The organism is Actinomadura napierensis (assembly GCF_039529375.1).
GTDB lineage: Bacteria > Actinomycetota > Actinomycetes > Streptosporangiales > Streptosporangiaceae > Spirillospora > Spirillospora napierensis.
The window spans coordinates 58,392-79,808 of record NZ_BAAAMR010000035.1 but is presented as its reverse complement, the minus strand read 5'-3'; the positions used below and the strand labels follow the sequence as shown (position 1 = coordinate 79,808).

The 21,417-nt window shown below is 72.0% G+C and carries 24 protein-coding genes; 11 read left to right on the top strand and 13 right to left on the bottom strand.

The features are described 5' to 3' along the window. Window positions 1-87: 87 nt before the first annotated feature. Window positions 88-288, top strand: a complete 201-nt coding sequence (locus ABD296_RS21025) for a hypothetical protein (protein ID WP_344269539.1) — start codon at window positions 88-90, stop codon at window positions 286-288. A 12-nt stretch (window positions 289-300) separates the two neighbouring features. Here ABD296_RS21025 and ABD296_RS21020 read toward each other — a convergent pair whose 3' ends face one another. The 3 genes from ABD296_RS21020 to ABD296_RS21010 all read right to left on the bottom strand — a co-directional run bounded on the left by ABD296_RS21020 (window position 301) and on the right by ABD296_RS21010 (window position 2,685). Beyond that, window positions 301-1,164: an SDR family NAD(P)-dependent oxidoreductase gene (locus ABD296_RS21020; RefSeq protein ID WP_344269536.1), complete on the bottom strand. Its 864-nt coding sequence runs from the start codon at window positions 1,162-1,164 to the stop codon at window positions 301-303. Beyond that, window positions 1,155-2,129 carry an alpha/beta fold hydrolase gene (locus tag ABD296_RS21015; RefSeq protein WP_344269533.1) on the bottom strand — a complete coding sequence of 325 codons (975 nt, stop codon included), beginning with the start codon at window positions 2,127-2,129 and terminating at the stop codon, window positions 1,155-1,157. The genes ABD296_RS21020 and ABD296_RS21015 overlap by 10 nt, the downstream gene beginning before the upstream one ends. Before the next feature lie 109 nt (window positions 2,130-2,238). Further along, the gene (locus ABD296_RS21010; protein ID WP_344269531.1) at window positions 2,239-2,685 is read right to left on the bottom strand and encodes a hotdog family protein; all 447 of its coding nucleotides are present in this window, start codon (window positions 2,683-2,685) and stop codon (window positions 2,239-2,241) included. Between the two features lie 153 nt (window positions 2,686-2,838). Here ABD296_RS21010 and ABD296_RS21005 point away from each other — a divergent pair, with 153 nt between their 5' ends. After that, window positions 2,839-3,573 carry an HD domain-containing protein gene (locus tag ABD296_RS21005; RefSeq protein ID WP_344269528.1) on the top strand — a complete coding sequence of 245 codons (735 nt, stop codon included), beginning with the start codon at window positions 2,839-2,841 and terminating at the stop codon, window positions 3,571-3,573. A 98-nt stretch (window positions 3,574-3,671) separates the two neighbouring features. Here ABD296_RS21005 and ABD296_RS21000 read toward each other — a convergent pair whose 3' ends face one another. From ABD296_RS21000 to ABD296_RS20990, 3 genes are all read right to left on the bottom strand, one after another. Then, complete coding sequence (locus ABD296_RS21000) at window positions 3,672-3,992, bottom strand: nuclear transport factor 2 family protein (protein WP_344269525.1); 321 nt, start codon at window positions 3,990-3,992, stop codon at window positions 3,672-3,674. Window positions 3,993-4,064: 72 nt separating this feature from the next. Further along, window positions 4,065-5,633 (bottom strand): class I adenylate-forming enzyme family protein, encoded by a 1,569-nt coding sequence (locus tag ABD296_RS20995; protein WP_344269523.1) that lies wholly within the window; start codon window positions 5,631-5,633, stop codon window positions 4,065-4,067. A 5-nt stretch (window positions 5,634-5,638) separates the two neighbouring features. Beyond that, window positions 5,639-6,220, bottom strand: coding sequence for a VOC family protein (locus tag ABD296_RS20990; protein WP_344269521.1), 582 nt, complete (start codon window positions 6,218-6,220; stop codon window positions 5,639-5,641). A gap of 135 nt (window positions 6,221-6,355) precedes the next feature. On the opposite strand from ABD296_RS20990, the gene ABD296_RS20985 reads away from it, so the two are divergent. The 4 genes from ABD296_RS20985 (at window position 6,356) to ABD296_RS20970 (ending at window position 10,507) form a co-directional block, all read left to right on the top strand. Then, window positions 6,356-6,976 (top strand): TetR/AcrR family transcriptional regulator, encoded by a 621-nt coding sequence (locus ABD296_RS20985; RefSeq protein WP_344269518.1) that lies wholly within the window; start codon window positions 6,356-6,358, stop codon window positions 6,974-6,976. 92 nt (window positions 6,977-7,068) lie between these two features. After that, window positions 7,069-8,616 carry a long-chain-fatty-acid--CoA ligase gene (locus tag ABD296_RS20980; protein ID WP_344269516.1) on the top strand — a complete coding sequence of 516 codons (1,548 nt, stop codon included), beginning with the start codon at window positions 7,069-7,071 and terminating at the stop codon, window positions 8,614-8,616. Then, a complete protein-coding gene (locus ABD296_RS20975) occupies window positions 8,613-9,395 on the top strand; it encodes an HpcH/HpaI aldolase family protein (RefSeq protein ID WP_344269514.1) in 783 nt (260 codons plus the stop codon). The genes ABD296_RS20980 and ABD296_RS20975 overlap by 4 nt, the downstream gene beginning before the upstream one ends. After that, window positions 9,392-10,507: an alpha/beta hydrolase family protein gene (locus ABD296_RS20970; protein ID WP_344269511.1), complete on the top strand. Its 1,116-nt coding sequence runs from the start codon at window positions 9,392-9,394 to the stop codon at window positions 10,505-10,507. Before ABD296_RS20975 ends, ABD296_RS20970 begins: the two co-directional genes overlap by 4 nt. A 54-nt stretch (window positions 10,508-10,561) precedes the next feature. Here ABD296_RS20970 and ABD296_RS20965 read toward each other — a convergent pair whose 3' ends face one another. Further along, entirely contained in the window at window positions 10,562-10,729 is a 168-nt protein-coding gene (locus tag ABD296_RS20965) for a Cif family virulence factor (RefSeq protein ID WP_344269508.1), read from the bottom strand. A gap of 4 nt (window positions 10,730-10,733) precedes the next feature. Further along, window positions 10,734-11,879: an MBL fold metallo-hydrolase gene (locus tag ABD296_RS20960; protein ID WP_344269505.1), complete on the bottom strand. Its 1,146-nt coding sequence runs from the start codon at window positions 11,877-11,879 to the stop codon at window positions 10,734-10,736. A gap of 152 nt (window positions 11,880-12,031) precedes the next feature. Here ABD296_RS20960 and sigJ point away from each other — a divergent pair, with 152 nt between their 5' ends. Next, window positions 12,032-12,985 (top strand): RNA polymerase sigma factor SigJ, encoded by a 954-nt coding sequence (gene sigJ, locus ABD296_RS20955; RefSeq protein ID WP_344269502.1) that lies wholly within the window; start codon window positions 12,032-12,034, stop codon window positions 12,983-12,985. An 88-nt stretch (window positions 12,986-13,073) separates the two neighbouring features. On the opposite strand, the gene ABD296_RS20950 is transcribed toward sigJ, so the two are convergent. Both ABD296_RS20950 and ABD296_RS20945 read right to left on the bottom strand, forming a co-directional pair. Next, a complete protein-coding gene (locus tag ABD296_RS20950; protein WP_344269499.1) occupies window positions 13,074-14,330 on the bottom strand; it encodes an oxygenase MpaB family protein in 1,257 nt (418 codons plus the stop codon). 234 nt (window positions 14,331-14,564) lie between these two features. Then, a complete protein-coding gene (locus ABD296_RS20945; protein ID WP_344269496.1) occupies window positions 14,565-14,969 on the bottom strand; it encodes a hypothetical protein in 405 nt (134 codons plus the stop codon). Window positions 14,970-14,979: 10 nt separating this feature from the next. Here ABD296_RS20945 and ABD296_RS20940 point away from each other — a divergent pair, with 10 nt between their 5' ends. Next, window positions 14,980-15,186 (top strand): hypothetical protein, encoded by a 207-nt coding sequence (locus ABD296_RS20940; RefSeq protein ID WP_344269493.1) that lies wholly within the window; start codon window positions 14,980-14,982, stop codon window positions 15,184-15,186. 670 nt (window positions 15,187-15,856) lie between these two features. Here ABD296_RS20940 and ABD296_RS20935 read toward each other — a convergent pair. Further along, window positions 15,857-16,717, bottom strand: a complete 861-nt coding sequence (locus ABD296_RS20935; protein WP_344269490.1) for an alpha/beta hydrolase — start codon at window positions 16,715-16,717, stop codon at window positions 15,857-15,859. A 140-nt stretch (window positions 16,718-16,857) separates the two neighbouring features. On the opposite strand from ABD296_RS20935, the gene ABD296_RS20930 reads away from it, so the two are divergent. Next, the gene (locus ABD296_RS20930; RefSeq protein ID WP_344269487.1) at window positions 16,858-17,217 is read left to right on the top strand and encodes a hypothetical protein; all 360 of its coding nucleotides are present in this window, start codon (window positions 16,858-16,860) and stop codon (window positions 17,215-17,217) included. Between the two features lie 7 nt (window positions 17,218-17,224). Here ABD296_RS20930 and ABD296_RS20925 read toward each other — a convergent pair whose 3' ends face one another. Further along, complete coding sequence (locus ABD296_RS20925) at window positions 17,225-18,484, bottom strand: hypothetical protein (protein ID WP_344269484.1); 1,260 nt, start codon at window positions 18,482-18,484, stop codon at window positions 17,225-17,227. A 62-nt stretch (window positions 18,485-18,546) separates the two neighbouring features. Next, entirely contained in the window at window positions 18,547-19,398 is an 852-nt protein-coding gene (locus ABD296_RS20920) for an LLM class F420-dependent oxidoreductase (protein ID WP_344269481.1), read from the bottom strand. Between the two features lie 166 nt (window positions 19,399-19,564). Here ABD296_RS20920 and ABD296_RS20915 point away from each other — a divergent pair, with 166 nt between their 5' ends. Together ABD296_RS20915 and ABD296_RS20910 are read left to right on the top strand one after the other, a co-directional pair. After that, complete coding sequence (locus ABD296_RS20915) at window positions 19,565-20,164, top strand: TetR/AcrR family transcriptional regulator (protein ID WP_344269478.1); 600 nt, start codon at window positions 19,565-19,567, stop codon at window positions 20,162-20,164. Continuing rightward, on the top strand, window positions 20,161-21,417 hold the full coding sequence (locus tag ABD296_RS20910) for a cytochrome P450 (protein WP_344269475.1): 1,257 nt from the start codon (window positions 20,161-20,163) through the stop codon (window positions 21,415-21,417). The genes ABD296_RS20915 and ABD296_RS20910 overlap by 4 nt, the downstream gene beginning before the upstream one ends.

The window sequence follows — 21,417 nt, the reverse complement described above, 5'->3', positions numbered from 1 at the left end:
CAGCGATTCGCGAATGTGTCGCGGGTTAATGTCATTGGTGGACGACGACGGGGGCGGAAGCTGTTCCGCGCGGTTTCTGGGGGGCTCATGGTCACCGGTGCCGGGATGCACATGCGGGCCACCGGCGGGACGCGCCGGAGGCGGCGCGGACGGCGCCTGCGGCAGCGCGGACGCCACGCGGGCGGCCCGCCGGCCGGCCTCCCGCGCGCTTACGCTCCTCTGCGCAGGCTGGCCGTCGCCGTCTGGCTGGCGGACGCCGCGCTCGCCGTCACGGCCCTGCTGTGCTGACCGGAGCCGGTCTCACTCCACGACGGCCGGGTTGTACGACGGAGGGGCGCCGAGCATGCCGCGGTGCGAGCGCGGCCGGGAGCCGTCGGTGTCGACGACGCCGAGTTCCTCGCCGAGCTCCGCGCCGATGAGCACCTGCCCGGTCCATTTCATCGGCTCCGCGGACCGCGCGAGCGCGTCGATGACCCGCCCGCTGAATTCCGGCGACTCGGCTCCGGCGGCGAACGAGGCGTACTTGTCGGGGACGCCGTCGAACATCGCCTTGTTCCGCTCGGTCTTGAGCAGGCCCATCCACAGCGAGATGACGGCCACGTTGTAGGGGCGGAAATCGACGGCCATGTCGTGGGCCATCTTGTCCACGGCCGCCTTTCCGGCGCCGTAGGCGGGGCCGTGCATATAGCAGTGCCCGCCGAATGACGACGTGTTGACGACGAGACCGGCGTCGCCGCGGATCAGCAATGGCGCGGCGTAGTAGGTCGCCACGTACGCCGACCGCATTCCCACGTCGAACATGCTCTGCAACGCCAGCGGCTTCTCCCAGAACGGGCCCTTGCGGGTCAGGCCGTCCGGGATCGTGAACGCGTTGTTGACCAGGACGTCCAGCGTGCCGCTCTCCCGCCCGACCTGCTCGAACAGGGCCTTGACCTGCGCGTCGTCGGAGTGGTCGCAGACCACCGGGACGCCGGTGCCGCCGCGCGCGGTGATCTCCTCGGCGGTGGCGAACACCGTGCCGGGCAGGTCCGCGTCGCCCTCCGCGCGGGTGCGCCCGGTGACGTACACCGTCGCCCCGGTCTCGCCGAGGGCCAGCGCGATGCCCTTCCCGGCGCCGCGGCTCGCGCCGGTGACCACCGCCACCCGGTTGTCGGTCAGGCCCATTCATCGCTCCTCGCGAGGAATTGCAGCATGGTCGCGGTGGTCTCCTCGGGTTTCTCCATCTGCATCATGTGACCCGCGTTCTTGAGCATCCGGACGTCGCGCACGTCGTCGTAGTGCTCGTGCAGCTTGTTCAGCGGGTCGTCGCCGTGCCAGCCTTCCAGGTCGGCGTCCTGCTCGCTGCCGATGAAGAAGTACGGCACGGGGTTCTTCCTGCCCCGGTACGACTTGCGGTGCTCCCAGGACAGGTCCATGGCGCGGTACCAGTTCAGGCCGCCGGTGAATCCGCTGCGGCTGTAGTCGGCGACGTAGAACTCCAGCTCCGCGTCGGTCATCCACGTCCACGGAAGGGGCGGGGCCTCCGGCAGGGCGTCGATGTACGTCGTCCCCGGCGGCTGCCGCCAGACGTCGAGGTAGTGGTAGTCGCTGGACAGCGCGTAGAACACCTTGCGCAGGAACTCGCGCGGCGCCGCGGCCAGGTCGCGGTCGGCGACGCCCGGCTCGGCGAAGTAGTGGATGTGGTTGAAGTGCCGCCGGGCCTGCCGTGCGGCGAGCGTCAGCGGCGATTCCTCGCTCGGCGTGAAGAACGGGTTCTCCAGCCCGATGATCGCCGCGACGCGCTCCGGATGGTGGTACGCGAGGTCGTAGGCGGCGAACAGACCGAAGTCGAGGCCGCTGAACACCGCCCGTTCCTCGCCGAGATGGTCGAGGAGGCCGGTGAGGTCCCCGACGATCCGCTCGACGCCGTACTCGCGGTGGTCGTCCGGGCCGCTCGTCCGCCCCATCCCGCGCATGTCGGGCGCGACGACCCGGAAACCCGCGTCCGCGATCGGCCCGATCTGGTGCCGCCAGCTGAACCAGAGGTGCGGGAATCCGTGCAGGAGGACCACGAGCGGTCCTCGCCCCTGCTCCACGTAGTGGACGTCGAGGCCGTTGATGTGCGCGTACCGATGACTCCAGCCGGCCATGCTGCGGTTCCTTCGGGCTGAGGGACCTGACCTTCGGACTGTGCAGGACGACGGTCCCGATAACAGCACCATGTCTCGCTCAGTGGGAACCCGCCCGCTCGTCGGCGGCTCAGGGCGCGTCGTCGTGCGGGAAGAACGTGATCCAGTCGGCGATCATCGCCGGGGAGCCGTCCCCCTCGACTTCAAGTTCGTTGCGGGTCAGGACGCGCGTCCCGCCGTCCTTCCGCCGGAGGTCGAGCAGGATCGCGCGCACCCGGACGCGGTGGCCGGTCCGCACGGGCCGCAGGAACCGGACCTTGTCGACGCCGTAGTTCAGGCCGCCGGAGCCGAGGTCCAGCTCCCGCTTGTGGAACGCCACCAGCATCGACAGCATCAGGAACCCCGAGACCGACCGCTCGCCGGACCCGCCGCCGGACGTCGGCCGGCCCAGGAACTCCTCGCGCAGGAACGTCGCGTCCCTGAACGCCTCCTCGTCCGCGCTTTCGAGAGGCACCCAGTCGGAGCGGAACAGTTCCTTGCCGACCAGGCCGGGGAAGTCGGCGAGGGAGTGGGTCATCGGATCGTCCTTCCGGTGTCCGGGGCCGGGACATGCCGGACCGATCCTGCCCTATCGCCGGGAACCGGATGATCACCGGCCGCGTCCCATCCGTACGCGGGACGGACCGCACACTCCGGACCCGGGGACTCCTTCCCGCGAGAGGGGAGCACGGTGCCCGGCTTTCTCGAGACCCTTCCGCTCCACACGATCACCGCGGTGTACGGCGAGGCCGGACTCCGCGACCGGTTCGCGCGCGAGATCCTGCGCTTCCCGGAACCGGACTGGCGGCGCCTCAGCACCGCCTTGGCCCTGGCGAGCGACCTGCACCGGCAGGACCGGCGGGTCAGCGAGCCCACGATCAACCACCTGCTCCGCGTGACCCTGCGCGTCATGTGCCACTACCGGGTGGACGACGTGGACGTGCTCGTCGCCGCGCTGCTGCACGACTCCGTCGAGGACCACCCCGCCGACCTGGCCGGGGACGGCCCCGACGAGCCGGCCGAGGCGGCGCTGGCCGTGCTGGAGGCCGAGTTCGGACCGCGCGTGGCGGGCCTCGTCCGGGCGGTGACGAACCCGGTCTACGACCGGAGCCGCGACGTCCACGCCCAGTACCGCGCGCACGTCGCCGCGAGCCTGGAGCGCCACCCCGCCGCGCGGATCATCAAGGTCTCGGACTTCACCGACAACGGCGTCGGGCTGATGCACACCACCGGGCCGAAGGTCCGCAAGCTCGCCCGCAAGTACCGGCCGCTGGTCCCCGGGCTCAAGGAGCTGATCGCCCGTCCGGACACCCCGCTGGACGACCCCGTCAAGCGGCACATCACCGGCCAGCTCGACCGCGCCGAGGAGCGCTTCGACGCCATCCTGCAAGGCCACACCCTCCAGACTGCCCGCGCCGCCTCCTAACCGCCCGCCGCGGTGAAGGACTCGCAGAGGCTGCGGACCGCGTGGGACAGTCGGAACTGGCGAGCGACCCGGCCCGGTGCTGAACGGCGGGAGCCGGGTCAGGCCTGGCCGGTTTCGAAGCGGCGCACCTTGCCGTCGCTCACGTCGAAGTGCCACCGGGTGCGCATCTTGCCCCAGGTGTCGTTGCGGTAGTGGGCGACGAGCGAGCACCCGCCATCCTCCTCGGACTCCACGTCCATGTGGCCGTTGGCGCCGAAGATCTCGCGGTCGGCCCATTGGCCCAGGTCGCGGTCGGTTCCGTCGTCGCTCATCGTGGCGTCGGCGGTGAGCGCGGCGCGGAACGTCGCCACGTCGTTGGCGTTGATCGCGTTCACCAGGGCGCGGACGGCGGGCTCGCTCAGCTCGTCGGCAGGGATCACGGACCGCTCCTTCGCGGGAGGACGCCGACCGCGAGCGGACGTCGCGGGAGCGTCACGGACAGTGACGGTGATCTACCCCGGGAGCCGCGGCTCTACGCGGCGCGGTCGGCGGGCGGGTCGGCGGCGGGCGTTCCGCAGGTCCGTCTTGACGACCTTGCCGGTGGCGTTGCGGGGGAGGGCGGCGGCGAACTCGACGCTGCGCGGGCACTTGAAGTGCGCGATCCGGTCCCTGATCCAGGCGATCAGCTCGCGCTCGCCGGGCGCGGTGCCCGGGACGGCGACGACGACGGCGTGGACGGCCTCGCCCCAGCGCTCGTCCGGGACGCCGATCACCGCGACCTCCGCCACGTCCGGATGCTCGGCGAGCGCGGCCTCGACCTCGGCGGGGAAGACGTTCTCCCCGCCGCTGATGATCATGTCCTTGGCGCGGTCCACGACGAACAGGTAGCCGTCCGCGTCGATGCGGACGACGTCGCCGGTGCGGTACCAGCCGTCCGGGGTGAACGCGGCGGCGGTGGCGTCGGGGTCGCGCCAGTAGCCGGTCGTCAGGGAGTCGCCGCGGATGAGCAGTTCGCCGGGCTCGCCGGGCGGCACGTCCGCGCCTTCCGGTCCGACGACGCGGACCTCCCAGCCGAGCGTGACGTTCCCCGCGCTGGCCAGGTGCGGGCCGTCCGGGACGTGGTCGTCGGGGTGCAGCAGGCTGATGAACGACTGGCATTCGGTGTTGCCGTAGATCTGGCGGAACCGGCAGCCGAGGGTGTCGAGGGCCGCGCGCAGCGACGCCGGCGTGATCGGGGCGGAGCCGTACTGGATCTCCCGCAGCGACGACAGGTCGGGCCGGACGGGACGGCCCCGCACCTCGGCGACCAGCATGTCGATCAGCGTGGGCCCGGCGGTGAAGAACTCGACGCGGTCGGCCTCGATCGCGTCCACGACGGCGCCCGGATCGAACGCGCCGTGCACGATCAGCTCCCCGGCCGTCAGCACGCACTGCATCGCCTGCGCGAACCCGGCCAGGTGGAAAAGCGGCATCAGCTGCAGGTGCCGGGACCCGGGGACCTGATCGCCGATCTCGATCGCGAAGCCGGACAGGCTGCGGATGAGGGAGGCGTTGTCCAGCGGGATCGCCTTGGGCCGTCCGGTGGTGCCGCTGGTGTGCATCAGCCCGGACACGCCCGTGGCGGAGAGCCGTTCGGCCGGACGCGGCGGCGGGGGCGCGTCGAGCCCGGTGTCGGGGAGCCAGCCGCCGTCCGCCGTCCCGATCGCGACCCTGGCGCGCAGGCCGGGGGCGGCCGCGTCGACCGTGCCGGTGAAGGCGGGGTCGGCGACGGCGGCGACCGGGGTGAGCAGCGCGCAGAGCCGCTCCAGCTCGGGAGCGGCGAGCCGCCAGTTGACGAACGCGGGGATCGCGCCCGACCGCATCAGCGCCAGCGCGTGGACGAGGAAGTCGGCGCTGTTGCGCGCCATGACCGCGACGACGTCGCCGTCCCCGATCCCGAGCGCGGCCCAGCCGCCCGCGCGCCGCTCCACCGCGTCCAGCAGCTCCCCGTAGGTGAGGCGGGTGCCGCGGTCGTCGCGGACGGCGGTCCGGTCGCGGTGCGCCGACGCGCGCCATTCGAGGACGTGGATCCAGCTCTGCACGGCCGTCAGCCGGTGACGGGAGCGTGGCGGTCGGCGGCGGTGCGCGGTTCGTGCGCGACGTCCTCGGGCGTGAAGTCGCGCAGCCAGCAGGCGAACTCCAGCAGGATGCCGTCGGGGTCCTGGAAGTAGAAGGACCGCACGTAGACGCCGGGGTGCATCTCCCGCGCGACCTGGGTCTCGCTGTCGTCGTGGTTGACGATCGGCGCGACCTTCACGCCCTTGGCCTTGAGCCGGGCCCGGTACTCCTCGAACATGTCGGGCGGGACGTCGAACGCCACGTGGTTCAGGGAGCCGATCGCGCTGATCCACTCGCCGAAGCCCGGCACGGTCACCGGGGCGGCGACGCCGGGCGCGGCGTCCGGCGAGTTCGGGAACCAGAAGAACGCGAGCGAGTTGCCGTTGCCCGCGTCGAAGAAGAAGTGCTGGCCCATCCCGCCCGGCAGGTCCAGCGTCTTGATCAGCTTCATGCCGAGGACGCCGCCGTAGAAGTCCACGGTGCGCTTCATGTCCGAGCAGACCAGCGCGACGTGGTTGAAGCCGCGGATGCGGAAGGCCGGCTCCTCGCCGCCCGTGCTCGCTGCGCTCATCACGTTCACTCCTCCGGATCGATAAACTAATACTAACGTCAGATTTATATGCTCCCTCGCCTCGGCCTCGCTGTAAAGACCCGGGACGTGCGGACGGGCCACCGGCGGGAGGAGAAACCGGTGTTAGGTTCAGGTGTGGAGAAGGATCAGACCACGCGTCCGACCGTGCGCGGGCGCAAGACGCTCGCCGCCATCGAGGCCGCCGCCCGCCGGATCATCGCTCGCAAGGGCTTCCTCGCGATGACGGTCGCCGACATAGCGCAGGAGGCCGGCCGCTCGCCCGCCTCCTTCTACAACTACTACGACTCCAAGGAAGACCTGCTCGCCCACTGGGCGGACGACTTCCGCGCCGAGGCCAAGGCCCGCGCGGTGGTCGCCTACAAGCACGGCGTGCCGCCCCGCGAGCGCGTCATGGAGTCGGCGCGCGCGCACTGGCTGACCTACCGCGAACGGCTCGCCGAGATGGTCGGCGTCTTCCAGCTCGCCATGATCAACGAGGAGTTCGCCGGGCACTGGCGGGAGCTGTGCGACGACGCGGTGGACAGCATCGCCGAGAGCGTCCGGCGCGCCCAGCGCGAGGGCTACTGCCCCGGTGTCGACCCCGGACTCACGGCCGCGGCGATCGTCGCGATGCTCAACCAGTTCTGCTACGACCGCCTCGCCGGCGCCGGCGAGGACGCCGACATCGACGACGAGGCGGCGATCCGCACCCTCGGCGAGATCTGGTACCGGGCGATCTACTGGCGGGCCGACTAGCAGGGCGGATGCGGACGAGGCGGGGCTTGTCAAACCTCGTGCGCCTCTAACATGATTCCAACGTCAGATTTATTTTCCATCGAGGAGGCCGCATGGCGTTGGACGGATCTCCGGCCGGGATGGTCCGGCGCTGGGCGCGGGAGCGGCCGGACGCCGCGGCGGTGTCGACGGGCGGCGGCCGCTCGCTCACCTTCGGCGAGCTGGACGGGCTGAGCTCCCGCCTCGCCCGCGCCCTGCTCGCCGCCGGGGCCGCGCCCGGCGACCGCGTCGCCTTCCTCGGCCGCGACGCCACCACCTGGGCGGTGACCCTCGTCGGGGCGTCCAAGGCCAGGGCCATGGGGGTTCCGCTGAACTGGCGGCTGTCCCAGCCGGAGACGGCCGAGGTGATCGCCGACGCCGAGCCGGTCGCGGTGGTGTGCGAACCGGAGTTCCTGCCGCTGCTCGGGCTCCCGGCGGAGGACGGCGCCGAGCCGCAGGTGGTGGCCGGCGGGACGGCCGTCCCGCTCGACGCGTGGCTGGCCGGCCATGACGCCGACGATCCAGAGCTGCCCGCCGAACCCGACGACGTGGCGTTCCTCTTCTACACGTCCGGGACGACCGGCCGCCCGAAGGGCGTGCAGCTCGCCAACCGGAACGCGGCCGCGAACCTCGCCAAGCCCGCGCCGTGGACGATCGGCCCCGGCGACACCGTTTTCGTGCCCGCGCCCACCTTCCATGTCTCGGGCAGCGGCTGGCTGTTCCTGTGCCTCGGCGTCGGTGCGCACGCGCTGTACGTGCGCGACATCGTCCCGGCGGGCGTGCTGCGGCTGCTGGAGGCGGAGCGGGTGACGCACGCGCTGGTCGTCCCGGCGCTGCTGCGGATGCTCGTCCGCGATCCCGTCGCGCAGGAGACCGACTTCTCGCGGCTCCGGACGCTGATCTACGGCGGCTCGCCGGTCGCGCCGGCCGTCCTGGTCGAGGCGCGGGAGCTGCTCGGCTGCGACCTCGTCCAGGGGTACGGCCTCACCGAGACGTGCGGGCCGATCACCTTCCTCGGCCCGGCCGACCACGCGCCGGGCGCGCCCGAGCACCGGCTGGCGTCTGCGGGGCGCGCTGTCGAGGGCGTCGAGCTGTCCGTCCGCGACCCGGCGACCGGCGAGCCGCTGCCCACCGGGGACGTCGGCGAGATCTGGACGCGCAGCGACATGGTGATGGCCGGGTACCGCAACCGGCCCGCCGAGCAGGCCGCCGCGATGACCCCGGACGGCTGGTTCCGCACCGGCGACGCGGGCCACCTGGACGCCGACGGCTACCTGTTCGTCACCGACCGGGTGAAGGACATGATCGTGTCCGGCGGCGAGAACATTTACCCGGTCGAGGTCGAGAACGTGCTGATGGCGCATCCCGCCATCGCCGACGCGGCGGTCATCGGGGTTCCGCACGAGCGGTGGGGCGAGACCGTGAAGGCCCTCGTCGTCGCGCGGGGAACACCGCCCGCGCAGGAGGACGTCATCGCCTACTGCCGCGAGCGGCTCGCGCACTACAAGTGCCCGACCTCGGTCGACGTGGTGGACGACCTTCCCCGCAACCCCAGCGGCAAGATCCTCAAGCGCGATCTCCGGGCCGCCTACTGGCCCGCCGACGGACGGAGCGTCGGATGACCGGCCCGTCGCGCGGCAACCGGGTGAAGCGGGCGCTGGTCAGCGGAGAGGTCGCGGTCGTCGTGGCCGGGCACTCCGCGACGTCCGACACCGCCGACTTCGTCGGGCAACTCGGCTTCGACGGGCTGTGGCTGGAGGGCGAGCACGGCGCGGTGACCTGGGACCGCATCGGCGACCTCAGCCGAGCCTGCGAGCTGTGGGACATGACCGCCATGTACCGGGTGCGCACGCTGGAACCGTCGCTGGTGGCGCGCGCGCTGACCCTCGGCGTGCACGGCATCGTCGTGCCTCAGGTCAGCACGGCCGAGGAGGCGCGGCGGCTGGTCGCCGCCGCCAAGTTCGCGCCGCAGGGCGCGCGCGGGGTGTCGCGGGGGCGCCGCTCCTACGGCCGTCCGGGCTTCCTGGACGAGGAGAACGACCAGACCGTCCTCGTCGTCCAACTCGAAGACCCGGGCGCGCTCCGCAATGCGGAGGAGATCGCCGCCGTGCCCGGGATCGACGTCGTGTTCGTCGCGCCGAACGACCTCGCGCAGGCGATGGGGCACCAGGGCCGTCCCGACCACCCCGAGGTCGCGGGCGCCATCGACGAAACGCTCGCCCGGATAGCGGCCGTCGGAACCGCGCCCGGCACGCTGTGCCCCGCCGACCAGATCGACCGGTTCGTCGGGCTCGGCGCCCGCTTCCTCTACACCTCCTACGACGCCTGGATCACCGCCGGGGCGCGCGACTTCCGGAGCACCCTCGACGCCGCCACCGCACGACAGGACGGAGCAGCATGACGATCGAACGCACCTTCGTGGGCCTCCCCTCCCCGACGATCGGCCGGGCCGGCGCGGGCGGCCACCCCTGCCAGGGCCTCTACCACCGGCGCGCGGGCACGAAGCCGAAGGTCGCCTTCATCGCGACGCACTACCAGATCGACTTCGCCGAGCACTACCTCGCCGAGTACATGGCCGAGCGCGGCTTCGGGTTCCTCGGCTGGAACACGCGCTTCCGCGGCGACGAGAGCCACTTCCTGCTGGATCACGCGCTCGTCGACATCGGCGTCGGCGTGCGCTGGCTGCGCGAGGTCGCGGGCGTCGAGACCGTCGTGCTGCTCGGCAATTCCGGCGGCGGCTCGCTGATGGCCGCCTACCAGTCGCAGGCCGTCGAGCCGAACGTCACGACGCTGCCGGGCCTGCGCCTCGCCGCCGGAGTGGACGACCTGCCCGCCGCCGACGCCTACATCTCCGTCGCCGCGCACCTCGGCCGTCCCGACGTGCTCACGTCCTGGATGGACGCCTCGGTCACCGACGAGTCCGACCCGGTCGCGACCGACCCGTCCCTCGACCTGTTCGACCCGGAGAACGGCCCGCCGTACAGCCCCGAGTTCCTCGCCCGGTACCGCGCCGCGCAGGAGGTCCGCAACCGGCGCATCACCGCCTGGGTGAAGGACGAACTGGCCCGGCTGTCCGCCGCCGGGTACCACGACCGCCCGTTCAGCGTGTTCCGCACGTGGGCCGACCCGCGCATGGTCGACCCGTCCATCGAGCCGACGAACCGGCGTCCGAACAGCTGCTATCCAGGCAAGCCGGAGCGCGCGAACCGATCGGTGTTCGGGATCGCCGCTGCCTGCACGCTGCGGACCTGGCTGAACCTGTGGAGCCTGGACGACTCGCAGACCCGCGCCCACCCGCACCTGGCGCGCATCACCGTCCCGTCGCTGGTCGTCAACGCCGACGCCGACACCGGCGTGTTCCCCAGCGACGCCGCCGCGATGTACGACGCGCTGGCCGCGCAGGACAAGGAGCGCCACGACCTGTCCGGCGACCACTACTTCCTCACGCCCGAGGGCGCGCGCGGCGAACTCGCCGACCTGATCGCCTCCTGGCTCGGCAAGCGCTTCCGATAACGGCGGACGTCCCTGAACCGTGCCCGGCTCCGGTGTGCCGGGCACGGTTCCCGCTCAGCGCTTCGCCGGACGCCACGGATCCAGGCAGCCGATCACCCGGTCGTCGGTGTTGTGCCAGATCTGCGCGTCCGGGGCGTAGAGGGACGTGCGGATGGCGTCCAGGTCGCCGGTCTCCACGGCCGCGATGAACTCGTCCGCGAGGCGCTCGATGGATCGTTCCACGCCGTCAGCCCCGCTTCCCGCGCAGCGGCACCGTGACGAGGTCGTTCCCGACCATCACCGGCCCGCGGTACGACTTCCGGGCGCCCTGGTACCAGGTCCGGTCGGGCACCATGCTCGGCTTGGCCGGACCGAGATGGCTGAGCACGAGCTTCCCGGCGTCCGCCCGGCGCGCCACATCGCCGACCTGCGTGACGTCGGTGTGCGCCTCCTTCAGGTGCTCGATGAAGGCCTCGTTCTGGTTCTTGTCCTTGTAGTAGTCCACGCTGACCGCCTCGTGGACGAGGACGTCGCTGCGGTGCGCCAGCTCGATGATGTTCTCGTGGTACGCCGTGTCGCCGGAGAAGGTGATCACTCCGTCCGGCGTCTCGCAGCGGAAGCCGAACGCGGGGAACACCAGCCCGTGCGCGCCCAGCGTGGCCTGCACCCGGATGCGGTCGTCCTCGAACACGGTGAACGGCCGGATTCGCGGCGCGCGGTTCTTCAGCGGGTCGGCACCCGTCCGGGACACGTCGATGTCGGTGAGCTTCAGGATCGACTCCGGATGGATGGGCGTCGCGCCCTCCCGGCCGTAGATGTTGAACGTGTAGGCGTTCGCGTTGAGGCTGCCGTTGATCAGGTCGTTCAGGCCCGGCGTCGGGTTGTCCGGGTTCACGTCCGGCACCGGGCGCGGGCCCGCGAACGGCGGCCCCATCGCGCCCGCCGGCCCCGGCCCGAACACCTCCACCGGCGGGACCAGCGCGTCCCCGTCCGGGCTGGCCTGCGCCAGCATCAGGTAGTTGAACAGGTCGGCCGTGTGGTCGGCGTGCAGATGCGTCACGAACACGGCCCGCAGCGACTTCAGCGGCAGACCCGCCCGCACGTACTGGCTGGCCGACCCGCGTCCGGCGTCGAACAGGTACGTCCGGTCGCCGACCACGACGGCGCTGGAGATCCCGAACCGCTCCGCGATCGGCACCGGGCCGCCCGCTGTACCGAGCAGCACCAGCCGCGTCCGCGCGCCGTCCGGCCGCCCGCGCTCCGGCGCCGCCAGTGCCCGCCCCGGCACTCCCACCGCCCCGAGGGCCGCGGCCCCCACCACGGCCGCCGACCCGATCACGGCCCGCCGCGAAGGCCGCCCGTCCGCCGTCCCGCCCGCCTGCCCGTCGCACATGCTCAGCTCCGATCCGTACAAGAATGAAGCTGACATTAGATTCATAAACCACCGGGCGCAATACCCTCACCCGCCGAGCCGGCGCGCTCACGTTTTGGGTGGGTGTTTCGTCAAAGGGGGTGCGGGAGGATGGCGAGCGAGGGGGCGGCAGCATGAGTGCGGGATTCGAAGCGGCCGAGGGCGGGTCCGATCCGGGGCTGAGTGCGGTCGTGAGCGAGCGGCGCCGGCTGATCAGCCTCGCGTACCGGCTCCTCGGCTCCATGGCGGACGCGGAGGACGTCGTCCAGGAGACCTACGCCCGCTGGTACGCCATGTCCCGCGAGCAGCAGGACGCCATCGTCTCGCCCGGCGCGTGGCTGACGAAGGTCGCCGGCCGCGTCTGCCTCGACCTGCTCGGCTCGGCGCGGGCGCGGCGGGAGCGCTACGTGGGCGAGTGGCTTCCCGAGCCGGTGCCCGGGACGGCGGAGTGGGGCGACGGCCGGACGGGCGGCACCACCGCCGAGCCCGCCGACCCGGCCGACCGGGTCACGCTCGACGAGTCGGTCAGCATGGCCTTCCTCGTCGTGCTCGACTCGATGACGCCGGCCGAGCGCGTCGCGTTCGTCCTGCACGACGTCTTCCGCTTCCCCTTCGCGGAGGTGGCCGAGATCGTCGGCCGCTCGCCGGTGGCCTGCCGGCAGCTGGCCTCGTCGGCCCGGCGCCGCGTCCGCGGCGCGCGGGGGTCCGCGACGCCGGTGACGCCTGCGGCGCAGCGTGCCCGCGTCGTCCGCGCGTTCCGGGAGGCGTGGGAGGCCAAGGACCTCGACGCCCTCATCGGCCTCCTCGACCCGGCGGCCGTCGCGGTCGGCGACGGCGGCGGCCTCGCCAGCGCCATGCTCCACCCGGTCGAGGGCGCCGAGCGGATCGCGCGCCTGCTCGTCGACCTCGCCGGGCAGGGCCCGGACATCACGATCGCGGAGCGGACCGTCAACGGCCAGCCCGGCCTGGTGGCCAGCGCGGACGGGGCCGGGCTCGCGGTGATCGCCTTCGAGGTCGCCGGTGACCGGATCACGCACATCTGGGCGGTGCGCAACCCCGAGAAGCTCCGGCCCTGGACGGCGCCCTGAAACGGCGGCGCGAACGCGTTACCGCCGGGCCGGCGAGGGCCGGCCCGGCGGCGGGCGGTTCCGGTCGGTCGCGCGGTGACCGGTCAGGTCAGTAGTTGGGGTTGTTGGTCATCGGGATCTGGATGCTGATCGGGTAGTTGGCCCCCGACAGGATCAGCAGGACGCCCTGCCGGATGATCTCGTCGAACACCCAGTAGAACTCCCGCAGCTCCTTGGGCGCCTTGGTGATGTCCAGGATGCCCTCACGGACGGCGACGAACGGCGGCCAGAGGTTCTCGAAGACCGGGTCCCACACCGGCTCCCGCGGGATCTTCAGCCAGCCGGCGATCTCGTCGCCGAGCACGTAGCGGGTGAGCGCGCCGAGGATGTGCTTGGTGAGGATGCCGCCGTCGACGAACGCCGCGAGGTTGAGCAGCATGTCGGCGAGCTTGATGCCCTCCGTGGTCGGCGCGAGGATCGGGTCGAGGACCTGGGCGGCCTGGGAGTTCGCCTCGTCCCACGACTTGGGGATGTACTCGTCCTTGATGCCGAGCATGTGCGCGGCGAGCTGCCAGGAGTGCAGGAACGCCGCCGACTCGTCGTCGGGGATCTGCACCTTCCACTTGGTGAGCTGCTTCATCACCGTCGTGGGCAGGCTGTGCCAGGTGACCATCATGTCGGCCTGGCTGATCGGGGTCTTCTCGTCGGCCGCCTTGGTCCAGTACGCGGACTTGGGCAGCAGGTGCCGCACGCCCGCGTGGGCCAGCCGGGTTTTGACGCAGGTCACGATCATCTCGCCGTCGGGCTGGAAGGCCTTCTCGGTGCCGATGTCGTAGCCCAGCTTGGCGGTCTTGGTGATGCGGTCGCGCATGTCCGCGCCGCCCTTGGAGTAGTAGACCGCGCGCGCCTCGTGCGGGATGGCCGTGCTCATCATCCCGCTGGCGAAGCCGTAGGTGACGCCGAGGTAGAGCCCGCGCTTCTGGTTGAACTCGAACGCCTTGGCGAGCTTGTCCTGGTCGGTCCAGGACGGCAGCTGCCGGGCACGTTCCATGAAGTCGCGCAGGTCGGCGGGCAGCCCGGCCGGCAGCGTCTGGCCGTTCTTCGTCCAGGTCTTCAGCAGCTCGTTGACCTTGGGCACGTCGCCGCGGTCGATCAGCGAGGCGACCAGCGGGTCGGCCTCCTCGTCCCACACCCACTTGGGATCGGCGCCCGCGCCGGTCCCGGCGACCGAGCCCTTGGGCGACCACGTCCACAGTGAGTTCGCCCGGGCGGGCGTCGCGACGGTCAGCGCGCCGAGCGCGCCGATCGTCCCGCCCGCCATCAGCACGCTGCGCCTGCTCGGTCTGTCCCTGCCGGATCTGTCCATGCCTTCGCTCCTCCTCGGGGCCGAGAGCACCTTCCTGACACGCGGTGACGCATCGTCGCGGCCCGCCGCCGGCACGCGGGAAGCCGGTGGCCCGCCGCGCGGACGCACGAAGCGCGGCCCGGTCGGCCGTCGCGGCAAGGGACACACCCTGGTTTCCGGTGAGCCACCCGGAACACTAGACCGTTATTGGCGTTCCGCCAATAGTTGTCGGCGACATGATGAACATCTGCTGTCTCACCGCTCGCGGCGCGGCGCCCCGGCGAGCACGCGCAGCGCCTCGGGAGTCAGCTCCCCACCCGGGCAGCGCTCGCGTCCCTCGGTCAGGAAGCCGCGCCGGCGCGCGAGCCGGACCCAGTTCGCCGCCGCACGCCAGGTGGACCCGCAGGATTGCGCGATCTGCTGGACGGGGTTCGAGAACCGGTTGTCGACATTCCATATATAGAGCGCGGCCACCAGCGCGAAGAATTCTTCCGGACGGCCCTTTCTCCCAGGGGTCGGGTCCTGCTCGGCGATGGCGCTGATGCGGCCTGCGACAACGTCGACGGGCTCACCGGTCCCCGGCACGATGTCGTCGCGCTCATACTGCGACGTCTTTCTCATCTTCTGCGTGAGCTTGTTGAGCGGAATGGAACGCAACACCGTCGAAGTGATGCCCTGGGCCGTCTGGAACGGGTCGGCGCCCGGCCTGGGCCTGACCGTCACCTCGGTCGGCCCGCCGCGTCCCGACCTGGGCCAGCGCAGCGTCACCCGCCAGGCCCCGACCTCGAAGGCGGTGGTCAGTTCGGCCGGGCGTCCGCCGCCGGCGGACCTCGCTCCCGCGTCCGGCCGCTTCCGCACGGGACGGCCGGGCGACTGATGCTCGCGCATGTCGACTTCGCTTTGCTGAGGGGGTCATGTTCGTTGTCGAGCCGACGCTAACGCAAGTTGATCAAGATGCAAGGCATGGCCGGTGCGTCGCTTTCCGTGACGGATCGGCGGCACTATTGGACGACCGGGTAATTGCAGGCCGGGGCATCGCCCGAACACGGTTTACCGTACCAAGGCAAAGGTTCCTTTACCTTGCGTTCGAACCTTTGTTTCGCGGCCGCACGAGCGTCAACGCCCGCCGCCGTGCGAGCAGCGCCCCGTCCCGCCGCACGTCCCGCAGGTACGGCCGCCGGGCAGCGTGCCGCTGCCCCCGCATGTCGGGCATCCCGGGCAATCGCACGCCGAGGCGGTGCAGCCGACGGTGACGGGAGCGGCGATGATCGCGATGTCGTGCATGATGGCGTGGCCTCCTGGCGGCGCGCGGTGCGGGCGGTGATCGGGGTGGCGGGACCTGCCGGCGGCGCGGTCGCCCGCCGGTCGGCGGCAGCAGGCGACCCCGCGAGGCAGGGCGGTACGCCCTTCCGACGCGATGACGGTGCGTCAATGACGCGCAACCGTCCGTTTATCACCACCCCGTCACAGAACCTGCCCTCCCGAGACGTGAGAATCTCCGGCCAAGGCGGTTGACAAGGCCGTTCCGTCCCCTGCTGAGGGGGCGGTCAGCCCTGGTCGGTCCGGTACAGGTGGAGCAGGCCGCGGGTGACGGCGCCCGGCCACACCGTCGCGTGCTGCTCGTCCGGGACGACCTCGCTTCGCACGGCGACCTTCTCCGCCTCGCGCAGCCGCTCGGTGAACGCGGCGAGGTCGGCGACCATGTCGAGCCCGGCCAGCGACCGCAGCATCGCGGCGGGCATGACGGGCCAGCTCCGCTCCGGCCTGTCCTCGCGCTCGCCCACCGCCAGGTAGACGTCGCTCGCCTCCCGGACGGCGAACGGGGCCCGCCGCCGGTCGAGCAGCAGATGGTCGTCCCACCACAGCGATGGGCTCACCGCCAGGAACCTGCGGAACCCTTCCGGACGGCACGCCAGCGCCCAGCAGGTGAACAGCCCGCTCAGGGAGAACCCCGCGAGGCCCCGGTCGGACGGATCGAGCCCGTGCGCCGCCTCCACATGCGGGGCGATCACGTGCCGGATCAGGTCGAGCATCGCGCCCGCGCCGCCGGTCCCGTAGGGCGTTTCGCCGAGGTGGTAGCCGGGCGCAGCGCTGGTGGGCGTCAGGTCGCGCGGGCGCCGGGCGGTCAGCCGGCCGCGGTCACCGGTGGTCGGCGAGATCCCGACGATGGCGACGGGACGCAGTTGCCGCAGCGAGAACGCCAGCAGGTTCTGCGCGATCTGCGCCGTGGTGAGGAACGTCAGGAAGCCGTCGAGCAGGTACAGCACCGGGAGCGGCTCCGTCCGCGCACCGGCCGGCGGCAAGGCCACCGCGACGTCCCACCGGTCGTTGGCGCCGTCCCCGGTGACCAGCGTGTACCGCACCGCGCCCGGCAGCTCGACGGGCCCCGCCGACCAGTGCGCAGCCACGCCGCCCCCTCGGGATCCGTGACGGAAAGACCGGCGGACGCGCCGACAAGGAGCCCCGCAGCCCGGAGCCCTCGACGATATGTCCGCAAAGACGACCCTGCCAAGGGATAGTGAGGGCGGAGCCGGGACAGGGAGGACACGTGGCAGCAACACGAGTACTGGTGATCGGTCTCGATCCCGCCAAGCTCGAAGACTGGGATCCGGAGCCGGTCCAGGCGGCCCTGGCGCGCGGCCGGGCCCGTTTCGAGGAGCGGGGCATCGAGGCCGACTGGTGCCTGGTGGACCTCGACGACGACCCCGAAGGCGCGATCGCGGCGGCGCTCACCGCCGCCGACCACGCCTGCGTCGTGATCGGCGGCGGCATCCGCACGTACGAGCCCCTGCTCGAACTGTTCGAGAAGGTGATCAACCTCGTCCGGCGCCACGCGCCCGAGGCGGCCATCGCCTTCAACAGCACCCCCGAAGACTGCGCCGACGCCGCCCAACGCTGGCTCCCCTGACGCGCGATCAGACGGGGGTTATGGGGAGGGGGTGGCGGGGTTGGAAGATGAAGGTGGAGCCGGTGCTGAAGCGGACGACGGCGACCTCGTCGGGCTCGGGCACCGGTGCGTCGCTGCGGACGACCGTCAGCCGCCATCCGTCGTCGAGGCCGGTGACTTCGGCGTCGAGGCAGGGGTCGAGAGCGCGGACGACGGCCTGGAGCGGGGCCGTCCAGTCGGGGCCGCACAGCGAGATCCAGGCGCCGTCCTCGTGGGCGGCGGACGGGCGGACGGTGACGGTCGCGCCGTCGACGGAGGCGTCGACGTAGGCGGACGGGTTGAGGAGTGGGTGGACGGCCAGGAGGCGGGCCGCGCCCTCCGGGGTGGCCGGCAGGGCCAGGGCGCGGGCGAGCCGTTCCGCGGCGATGCCGGCGATGCCCACGAGCTGCTTGCGGCGGATCCGCAGGAGCGCGTCGGCGTCGGCGGCCCGCTCGGCGACGGCGAGCGCGAACGCGTGGTCGAGCAGGTGCATCTGCAGGCACACCTCGTCGGCGATCCGGACCAGCGCGGAGCGGGAGAAGGCGGCGAAGTCCAGGTCGGACAGCAGTGGGCCGGAGTAGTCGGCGAGGCCCTCGTCGGACGGGTCGATCGGCGCCAGTTCGAGGGTCGCGGCGCGGGAGCGCTCGTTGACGGCGAGCAGGGGGATGCCCTGCGCCTCCGGGTGGGAGTCGTCGATGGTCACCGTCCACGCGCAGTGGGGCTGCCGGTCGGCCGGTTTGCGCGGCGGACGGTGGATCGGGCGCACCTGCGCCTTCGGGTTGGTGGCGACCGCGGTCGCGTCGAAGGTCGGGTCCTCGATGTCGTGGCACATGGAGCGGACGTAGGCGTCGCCCATCGGCTCGACGTCCATCAGGGCGCCGCAGTGGTCGAGGTGGAACTCGCCGTGCCACCGGTCGCGGACGGTGTAGCGGAAGTCCATGAACTGGGGCGGGGCGCCGATGTCGAGCTGGAGGCCCTTGAAGATGGTCGGGATGTCGCCCTTGCCCGGGACGTCGGGGGCGTAGCCGAGCGCCCGCTGCATCCGCCGGGTGTAGATCGGGCTGGAGGCCGCCCACTCCTCGATCGCGATCCGCGCCATCTCCTCGCGGCCGAACGCGGAGATGCACCATGCCATTCCGGAGCGGTCGATGAGCTGCCCGATGAGGAGCAGCTCGGGAACGGTGATCGCGAGTTCCTCCCGGGACAGGCCGGCGTAGCGGCTCGGCGGTATCGCTGACGGCTGGGTCATCTACCGGTCTCCTTGGTGGGCCGCGGTGAACGGCGAAGTGAAATGGGTTCTCGTGGCGAGGGTCAGGGCGCGGTGAGGCCGAGCCGGGCGGCCGTCCTGTCCAGGTACTTCAGCACGGCCGCCTCGTCGGCGTCCGGCACGCCCCAGATCAGCTCGGACGCGCCGGCGGCGGACCACTCGTCGAGGTCCTCGGGGGCGGGCTTCTTGGCGACGAGGATCCGGACGTCGGGCTCGCCCGTGCGGCCGGCCTGGTCCCACTCCTTGCGCAGCAGCGCGGCCTTGGCGCCGATGCCGGTCTCGATGGGGGTGGTCATCCAGCCGTCGGCGTGGTGGGCGATCCAGTTCATGGTCTTCGGGCCGCCGCCCGCGCCGACGATCACCGGGATCCGGCCCTGTGGGGGCTTGGGGTAGGCCCAGCTCGGCCCGAACGACACGAACTCGCCGTCGTAGGACGCCTCCTCCTGCGTCCACAGGGCGCGCATCGCCTCCAGGTACTCCTTGAGGACGGTGCGGCGCTTCGCGGCGGGGACGTGGTGGTCGGCCAGCTCGTCGGTGTTCCAGCCGAAGCCGGCGCCGACCGTCAGCCGGCCGCCGGACAGGTGGTCGAGGGTCGCGAGGGTCTTGGCGAGGGTGATCGGGTCGGACTCCACCGGCAGCGCGACGGCGGTCGCGAGGCCGATCCGCTCCGTCACCGCGGCGGCGGTCGCGAGCGACACCCACGGGTCGAGGGTGCGCATGTAGCGGTCGTCGGGCAGGTCCTCGCCGCCGGTGGGGTGCAGCGCGTCGCGGCGCACCGGGATGTGGGTGTGCTCGGGGACGTAGAAGGTGTCGAAGCCGCGCTCCTCCGCGGCTTGGGCGAGTGCCGCCGGCGTGACGCCGCGGTCCGAGGTGAAGAGCACGATTCCGTTGCGCATGGCGTCATGCTAGAACGTGTTCTAGCGATTCTGGAATAGTGACTGGACACATGTCCGCCCGGCGGAGGGGAGAACCGTGGTGGCGGTGCGCCTCCCGGCGGAGAACCGGAACCCGATCCGGACGCGGCTATTGCCGGAATGCTCCCCTCGCGGTTACGGTGGACACATGTCCAGTCAGGTGACCAGTCCCGCCCTCCGGCAGGGCCTCAACGCCCGGCAGGCCGAAACGGTGCAGAACCTGATGGCCGCCGGGCTCGCCGAGCTGCGCGCCGTCGGGCACGAGGCGCTGACGATCCGGACCGTGGCCCAGCGCGCGGGCGTCTCCCCGGCGACCGCCTACACCTACCTTTCGTCCAAGAACCACCTCTTCGCGGAGCTGTTCTGGCGGCATCTCAACGAGGGCGCGGACGGCGCGCCGGCGGGGTCCGGCGCGACCGAGCGCCTGCAGGCGACGGTCCGGGCGCTGACGGCGCGGATCGTCGCGGAACCGGAGCTGGCGGCGGCGGTGACGCCGGCGCTGCTCGGCAGCGACCCGGACGTCGCGCGGCTGCGGCTGCGGATCGGCGGGGAGTTCTACGCGCGCTTCGAGGCCGCCCTCGCGGGGCCCCGGCCCGCCGGGGAGCCCGCCGACCCGGCCGTGCTCGGGGTGCTCGTCCTCACCTTCACCGGCGCGCTGCTCCAGGCGGGCATGGGCCTGCTGACCTATGACCAGATCGCCGACCGGCTCGTCTCCGCCGTGGAAGTGATCATGAGAGGCAACGAATGAGCGCTCCGAGCGACGCGGCGGTCGAGCCCCTGGTCTTCGACCCCTACGACTACGAGTTCCACGAGGACCCGTACCCGCTCTACCGGCGGCTGCGGGAAGAGGCGCCGGTCTTCCACGCCGAGCGGGACGACCTGTGGGTGGTCTCGCGGCACGCCGACGTGTTCGACGTGCTCCGCGACGACGCGGCGTTCTCCAACCGGATGGGCGTCTCCCTCGACGCGAGCGCGTGGAGCCCCGACGCCCACCGGGTGATGAGCTTCCTCGCCCTCGACGGGCAGCGGCAGACCCGGCTGCGCCGGCTGGTCTCCGCCGCGTTCACGCCGCGCCGGGTCAAGGAGCTCCAGCCGCAGATCCAGCGGCTCACCGAGCAGTACCTGGAGAACACCTTCGCCGCCAACGCAGAGAACGGCGAGGCCGACTGGATCACCGACTTCGCCGGCAAGCTCCCCATGGACGTCATCTCCGAGATGATGGGGGTGCCGCGGGCCGACCGCGACGAGGTCCGCCGCCTGGCCGACCTCGTCGTGCACCGCGAGGACGGCGTCCGCGACGTCCCGCCGGCCGGCATGGAGGCCGCCGGCGAGCTGCTCACCTACTACGCGACGATGGTGAAGGAGCGCCGGGCCGCGAGCGAGCCGGCGGGCGACCTCACCGCCGCGCTCACCGTCGCCGAGATCGACGGCGACCGGCTCACCGACGGCGAGATCATCGCGTTCCTCTTCCTCATGGTGGTCGCCGGCAACGAGACGACCACCAAGCTCCTCGGCAACGCGCTGTTCCATCTCTCCGCGCACCCCGAGCAGAAGGCCGAGGTGCTCGCCGCGTCCGACGACCCGGCGTCCATGGTGACGGTGTGGATCGAGGAGACGCTGCGGCACGACACCTCCAGCCAGATGCTCGCCCGGTACGTCGTCGACGACGTCGAGATGCACGGCGTGACGATCCCCGCCGGGGCCAAGGCGCTGATCCTGCTCGGCTCGGCGAACCGCGACGAGCGGGTCTTCGCCGACCCGACCGTGTACGACATCCACCGGCCCAAGGACGAGCTCGGCCAGATCCTCAGCTTCGGCTCCGGCAAGCACTTCTGCCTCGGCGCCAACCTGGCCCGGCTGGAGGCGCGCGTCGTCCTCAACGAGCTGGTCCGGCGGGTCGAGGACTTCCACGTCCACGCCGACCGCGCCGTCCGCGTGCACTCCACCAGCGTGCGCGGCTTCGCCCGGCTCCCTGTGAGCTTCACCCAGCGGAAGGGCTGA